This window comes from Streptomyces sp. UNOC14_S4, assembly GCF_020740835.1.
In the GTDB taxonomy this organism is placed as follows: Bacteria; Actinomycetota; Actinomycetes; order Streptomycetales; family Streptomycetaceae; genus Streptomyces.
Window position 1 is genome coordinate 1 of sequence record NZ_JAINFC010000434.1, and the last position, 6459, is coordinate 6459.

The following is a 6459-nucleotide window of genomic DNA, read 5'->3' on the forward strand; positions in this document are numbered from 1 at the left end:
CCATCCCCTCCATCGGCGTCGCGGCCCGGGTCGAGGACCACGACCTGGACCGCCTCGGCGCCGTCGAGCCGCCGCCGTACCGGCGGGCGGACAGCGTCGCCTGGTACCGCGGCGGGCCGCAGCCCGGCGCTCCCGGCGCCGCCGTCCTCGTCGGTCACGTCGACACCGACCACGCGCCCGCCGTCTTCTACGACCTCGCCGCGCTCAGGCGCGGCGCGGCCGTCCGCGTCGGCCGCGCGGACGGCACCACCGCCGAGTTCACCGTCGAGGACGTCTCCGTCGTCACCAAGGGCCGCTTCGACGCCGACCGGGTCTACGGCCCGCGCGAGCAGCACCGCGCCGAGCTGCGGCTGATCACCTGCGGGGGCGCGTACGACCGGGCGCACCGCGCGTATGACGCCAACATCGTGGTGTCCGCCTATCTGACCGGACCGCTCACCGGCGTCGACCATGGTTGACGCGACTGAGCAGGGCGTTCCCATGATTTCTGCTCCAAGAGGGCGATTTGACGCGCAGTCATGGCCCGACCACCCACAGCGCACGCGGATTCTGTGCAAACATGGAAAAGACCGGTCTTGTCCCGTGGGGACCGAGGGACGCCCCACAGGAAGTACACCCAAGGGGGAATGGATGTACGGCAGCCACGCCGGCCGCACGCATCGTGCCCGGAGAGCCCGGACAGGGGTGGGCACCGCACTGGCGGCCCTGCTGCTGCTCGCCGGCTGTTCGTCCGCATCGTCCTCCGCCGAGCCGCCCGCCGCGGCCGACCCGCCGCCCCGGCAGCCCGCCCAACAGCCCAAGAGCCACGCCCCGTTCTGGGTGAACCCCGAGTCCACGGCCCAGAAGCGGTCCGGCGAACTCCGCAAGGACGGCAGCGCCAAGAGCGCCGCCCTGCTGGAGAAGATCGCCGTCCAGCCGGTCGCGGAGTGGATCGGCGTGGACGACCCCGAGGGCCAGACCCGCGGCTATACGGAAGCGGCCCACGCCGCCGACCGGATCGCGCTGCTCGTCCTCTACAACATCCCGCACCGCGACTGCGGTCAGTACAGCCAGGGCGGCGCCTCCGACGGCAACACCTACCGCGACTGGCTCGACAAGGCGGCCCGGGGCATCGGCGACCGCGCCGCGACCGTCATCCTCGAACCCGACGCCCTCCCCCACATGGAGGACGGCTGCACGCCCCAGCAGTTCCACGAGGAGCGGTACGCCCTGCTCAAGGAGGCCGTCGGCAAGCTCAAGGCGCTGCCGCACACCAAGGTCTACCTCGACGCGGGCAACTCCAGCTGGGTCACCCCCGCCGACCGCATGGTGGAACCCCTGAGGCGGGCGGGCGTCGACCAGGCCGACGGCTTCGCGCTCAACGTCTCCAACTTCCAGACCACCGAGGACAACAAGGAGTACGGCCACACCCTCTCGGCCCTCCTCGGCGGCAAGCACTTCGTCATCGACACCAGCCGCAACGGCAACGGCCCGCTCTCCGGCGACCACGAGAAGGCCTGGTGCAACCCCTCGGGCCGGGCACTGGGCGAGCCCCCCACGACGCGTACGGGCGATCGTCTGGTCGACGCGTATCTGTGGGTGAAGCGGCCGGGGGAGTCGGACGGGCCGTGCAAGGGGGGGCCTGAGGCGGGGCAGTGGTGGGAGACGTATGCGTTGGAGTTGGCGCGCAATGCGCGCTGAATGACCGGCGGATGGTTGCCCACTGACCTGTGACCGGGGGCTGCCGCCCCCGGGCCCCCGCTGCGCCTATTGGGGTGCCTCTTGCGCTCGGCGCGCGGCTGCAAGTTTTCTCTGGCTGGTCGCGCAGTTCCCCGCGCCCCTGGCGGGGCGCGCCCTTCAGCCGATCTTCAGCCAGCGGGATTCCGACGGGACGCCTCTGTCGTCGATGACGGTGAGCATGTACCAGCCGGGCGGGGCCAAGGACGAGTCCTTGGGGAGGGTGGCCGTGATTCCGTCGGAGGACTTCTTGAAGTCGAGGGCGATGGAGCGCTGTTCGATGTTCGTCACGTGAGTGAAGGAGCCGGGCCGGATCAGGCGTACGCGGTCGACGGGGCGGGGTGAATTCACCTGGTAGGAGACCTTGTCACCCAGGTGTGCCGTCTTCGGTCCGCCGTCGTCCTTCAGTTCCGGCCGCGCGGGCTCGCCCTTGTAGAGATACGGCGGTGTGTAAAGGTCGATCTGCTGCTGGAATTTCCCCGGTCTCGTGTTCGCCTTGTCGCCGAAGAGGGAGTCGGAGCCGAAGGTCATCACCCGGCCGTCGGGCAGCAGCAGCGCGCCGGAGTGGTAATTGCGGCCGACGAGCGGATCGGCGGCGGGGCGGCGGGAGTTGGACTTCGGGTCGTAGATCTCGGCCTTGAGGACATTCGAGTCGCTGCGCCCGCGGTAGTCGCCCGAGCCGTTGGTGGTCAGCACCGTGTCGTCGGGGAGGATGACGCTGCTGGGATAGCGGGCCTTGGCGTAGAGGTCGGGCCCGTTCCGGAAGTGCGGGTTCTTCTCATGCAGGTCGACGATGCGGGTCTTCGCCGTGGACTTCTTGTCCTCGCCGACCCCGCCGCCGCCGAGGACCATATAGCGCTGGTCCTGCGCGGGCGGCAGCAGGACGGACATCGAGGTCTCCAGGGCGTCGGGGTCGCTGATGCCCGGGACGTCGGTGAAATCGTTGCTCCCCAGGTCCCATACGCCGGGGGTGCGGCCCTTGTCGGCGGGGCCGTACCCCGCGTTGGAACCCGTGTAGAAGATCCGCCCGTTGTCCGTGAGGAACAGCGCGGGGTACGTCGGGAAGAACCGCTCCTTGGGCAGATAGGCCCACTTCTTGGTCTTCGGGTCGTAGATCTCGTTCTTCCCCGGGACGACCTGGCCGATCTCGTCGAGGCCCGAGACGGAGAGCACCTTGCCGTCCGGGAGTGTGGTCAGGGTGGGATACCAGCGGGCCTCGTTCATCGGGTCGACCGTGATGTAGCGCTCGGCGACCGGGTCGAATTCGTAGGCCTCCTTGATCCCCTGGAAGTCCTTCTTGTCGAACGAGAGCTTGTTGGCGATGCCGTACACATTGTGGGTGTCGGCGCCCTTGAGGCCCTGGACGGTGTAGTTGTCGGTGAGCCCGGTCTCGTATTTGTGGCCCTTCTCCAGGGCCTCCACATAGACGCGCGCGGTGCTCACCGTGACGGTGACCTTCTTGGTCGCCTCGTCCTGGGCCTTCTTGGCCCGCGGCACCAGCACGGCGTCCTTGGACTCGAAGGTCTTGCCGTTGTTCTTGCCGGTGAACTTCGTGCCCGCGGGCAGCGTCATCGGCTTGTCCGGGTCCTCGTTGTGCACCACCATCAGGCCGCCGGCCTTGGTGACGTCCCCGCCGAGTTTCTCGTAGCGCTGGGTGCCGCCCGCCACCAGGAGATTGCCGTCGGGCAGCTGGGTGTGCCCGGCGCAGAAGAGGTCCTTGGGGGTGGGGACGTTCTTGAAGGTGTTCTTCGCCGGGTCCCAGAGGACGGAGCGGAAGGTCTTCGCCTTGAAATTGGCCGCGTTGTTCCCGGAACCGGCGACCAGCAGCACTTTCCCGGTGTGCAGCAGTGCCGCGTGGATCGTGTTGATGCGGTATTCCTCGGGGACGTCCACGGCCTCCCAGCGGCCGTTCTTCGCCTTGTAGTCCGGCTGATTGATCTTGTACTCGTGGTACTGCTCGGAGGCGTATCCCCAGAGCGCGGGACCGTTCATCCCGGCCAGGGCGACCACCACCGCCGACCCCACGGCCATGCGGCGGGTACGGCGGCTGACCTGGAAACGCGGATGGCTCATCGGGCGGCCTCCACGGCGTGCCGGGCCTGGCGTTCCGTCCACCACCACGCGGCGATCGGCGCGACGGTGATCGCGAGGGCCAGCGCGGCCCAGGTGCGCATCGCGACGTGCGTGTGCCCGAGCCAGAACGAGGCCAGCAGCGAGCCGCCGAAGACGGCCAGGAAGAACAGGTGGATGCGGAAGGTGCCGAACAGCGTGTCGGGGCTGGCGGAATTGCCTTTCGGGGTCACCACGAAGGTGCTCTTGCGGCGCAGCACCGCGTCCATCAGCGAGCGGGCGTAGACCGGCGCCGACAAGGCGGACATCACCATGCCCGCGAGCCCGCCGGAGCCCTCGGGCTCGTGCGGTGAGACATTGTGCCTGCGGTTCCAGATGTAGAGGCCGATCTGCAGGGCCGCGGCATCGCTGTAGAGCATCATCCAGACTTCGGAGTCGATCTCGATGCCGGAGGCGCCGACCCCCAGGAACAGCGCACAGCTGAGGGCGCCCAGCAGCCAGTTGAGCGCGGTCATCGGATAATAGATGACCAGCAGGGAGTAGTTGAGGAAGACGCCCGGTGAAAGGCTGGCCGGGCCTTTCCAGTACTGCTTGATGAGAGTCTCGTACGTGCCCCTGGACCAGCGCAGTTGCTGGGTGAAGAAGTCGGTCCAGGAATTCGGCCCCTCGCCGACCGCGAGGACATCCGGGGTGTAGACCGAGCGCCACCTCCGGCCGGTCGCCGGATTGCGGTGCCGGTGCAGTTCGAAGCCGGTGGCCATGTCCTCGGTGATGGAGTCGTAGAGCCCGCCGATGCCCTTGAGCGCACTGACGCGGACCGCGTTGTTGGTACCGACGAACATGGGTGAGCCATAGCGGTTGCCGGCGCGTTGGATCAGGGCGTGGAAAAGGAACTGCTGGCTTTCGGCGGCCTTGGTCACGGCCGCATCGTAGTTCCCGTAGACCTGTGGTCCAACGACAAACGCGATATCGGGGTCACGGAAATATCCGAGCATGCGCTCGAGGAAGTTGGGCAGTGGGACGTGGTCGGTGTCGACGGAGGCGAAGAAGTCGTAGGCGTCGCCGTGGGCGTCGAGCCAGGCGTTGTAGTTCCCGTGCTTCGTTCTCGCACGATGCGGGCCTGTGGGCTGGTTCCACTTCTCGACACCCTTGCGGGAGAAGTGCCGGACGCCGAGCCGTCCGCAGATGTCCTTCACCTGGGCGTCGTCGCCCTCGTCGAGCAGCCATACGTCCACCGGGCCGCGGTGCCGCACCTTCCGCGCCGCCTGGAGGGTCCGCGTGACCATCTCGATCGGCTCCTTGCCGGGCACGAACGAGGTGAGGAACGCGACCTTGGTGCCGCTCTCCGGCACCACCGGAACGGGGTCGCGCGCGACGAGCGTGGCGTGGGCGTTCGAGGCGACGTTCAGGGTGCGGAAGAGCTCGATCAGCCCGATCGACACCAGCATCACGGTGTCCAGGACCCGCAGCGGCGCGGTGGCGCTGTCCCGCTCGGTCCAGTGCGCGGGCTGCATCAGCCAGATCAGCAGGCCCGCCGAGACGACGGGCGCGGCTCCCAGCAGGAAGGCCCCTATCACCCGGTGCGTCTCGTCCGCGAGAAGGCTGCGGTAGCGGACGCGATACGGCTTGCCGGGCTCGGGCTCGGTGAGCGGCCCGGCGAGCCTGCTGTAGTGCTCGTACTCGTAGCGCGAGCTCAGTCTCGGCGCTCTCGGCGGACGCGTCGGCGCCAGGAGCGCGGCGGCCGGAGGCCGTAGCTGCTGCCGGGCGTCGGCAGGCGTGGACGTCATGGTCATTCCCCCCGCACGCATGCTGACTGCGTGAGTCGGTCTCGAGTCCCTGGCCCCCCATGGCCGTACGGACCCGGTCATGGCCGGCTCCCCACCGGCGGACCCAACTCATTGGTCACCCAATGACGTTGAGTCATTGCTCGTGCTTCAGGATCTCGGACGCCCCACCATGATCACAAGGGCGAAACAAGGTGTTTACTGGGCAAAGCGGTGCGCCGTATGGAGACCTGTGCGAATGGTGTTGAAGTGTTCGGAAGTGGGGCATGGCCTTCCGGCGGACTCCGGGCATACGAAGACGGACTCCGGGCATACGAAGAAGGCCCCTCGCCGATGGCGGGGGGCCTTCTTCCGTCTGTGCGCCGCCAGGGACTCGAACCCCGGACCCGCTGATTAAGAGTCAGCTGCTCTAACCAACTGAGCTAGCGGCGCCTGCTGACGAAGAAAACTCTACCCGATGCCGGAGGGTGCTCCGGACCGCCCGCTTCCGGGGCTCCTGAGGGGCTCCTGAGGGGCTTCTGGTGGGTTTTCGGGGCGATTGCTCAGGGTTATGCCCCGATATGCGGTTTTTGCTGGGCGCTGAGAAGCTGTGCCGAGTACGCAAGGAGGGCGGTGGCGCCGTGCGAATACTGATTTTCGGCGGGGCGCGTACCGAAGGGTGTATATGTCACATATTGCACAGGTGTGCGATATGTAGTGCTGCCGCGGCGACGCTGGGCGTGGCGGTGCTGGCCGGGCCCGCGGGCGCGTGCGGGGTCCTGGCGCCCCCGGCCCTGGCCGTGGGCGCCGCCCCGCCGCCGGAGGCCGGGCCCGCCGGTGTGCGGATGGCGGGCGCGGGAGTGGTCCTGCCTGCCGACGAGGGCAATGTCGCGGTGGCCGGCTCCGGGGC

The 6459-nt window shown here is 68.4% G+C and carries 4 protein-coding genes and 1 tRNA gene; 2 read left to right on the forward strand and 3 right to left on the reverse strand.

Translation table 11 applies throughout. The features are described 5' to 3' along the window. A partial coding sequence (locus tag K6I34_RS28735; protein ID WP_229330249.1) for a class F sortase occupies positions 1 to 458 on the forward strand: 458 nt, incomplete at its 5' end. Between the two features lie 172 nt (positions 459 to 630). Further along, positions 631 to 1680, forward strand: a complete 1050-nt coding sequence (locus K6I34_RS28740; protein ID WP_229330252.1) for a glycoside hydrolase family 6 protein — start codon at positions 631 to 633, stop codon at positions 1678 to 1680. A gap of 156 nt (positions 1681 to 1836) precedes the next feature. On the opposite strand, the gene K6I34_RS28745 is transcribed toward K6I34_RS28740, so the two are convergent. From K6I34_RS28745 to K6I34_RS28755, 3 genes are all read right to left on the reverse strand, one after another. Next, positions 1837 to 3789, reverse strand: a complete 1953-nt coding sequence (locus tag K6I34_RS28745) for a kelch motif-containing protein (RefSeq protein WP_229330254.1) — start codon at positions 3787 to 3789, stop codon at positions 1837 to 1839. Beyond that, a complete protein-coding gene (locus K6I34_RS28750) occupies positions 3786 to 5573 on the reverse strand; it encodes a glycosyltransferase family 2 protein (protein ID WP_229330256.1) in 1788 nt (595 codons plus the stop codon). The genes K6I34_RS28745 and K6I34_RS28750 overlap by 4 nt, the downstream gene beginning before the upstream one ends. A 355-nt stretch (positions 5574 to 5928) precedes the next feature. Beyond that, a tRNA-Lys gene (locus K6I34_RS28755) sits at positions 5929 to 6002 on the reverse strand. Between the last annotated feature and the right edge of the window lie 457 nt (positions 6003 to 6459).

What these genes read in the sequence shown, in the direction of transcription:
- K6I34_RS28745 (WP_229330254.1), bottom strand. Translation starts at nt 3,789, where the DNA reads ATGAGCCATCCGCGTTTCCAGGTCAGCCGCCGTACCCGCCGCATGGCC.
- K6I34_RS28740 (WP_229330252.1), top strand. Translation starts at nt 631, where the DNA reads ATGTACGGCAGCCACGCCGGCCGCACGCATCGTGCCCGGAGAGCCCGG.
- K6I34_RS28750 (WP_229330256.1), bottom strand. Translation starts at nt 5,573, where the DNA reads ATGACGTCCACGCCTGCCGACGCCCGGCAGCAGCTACGGCCTCCGGCC.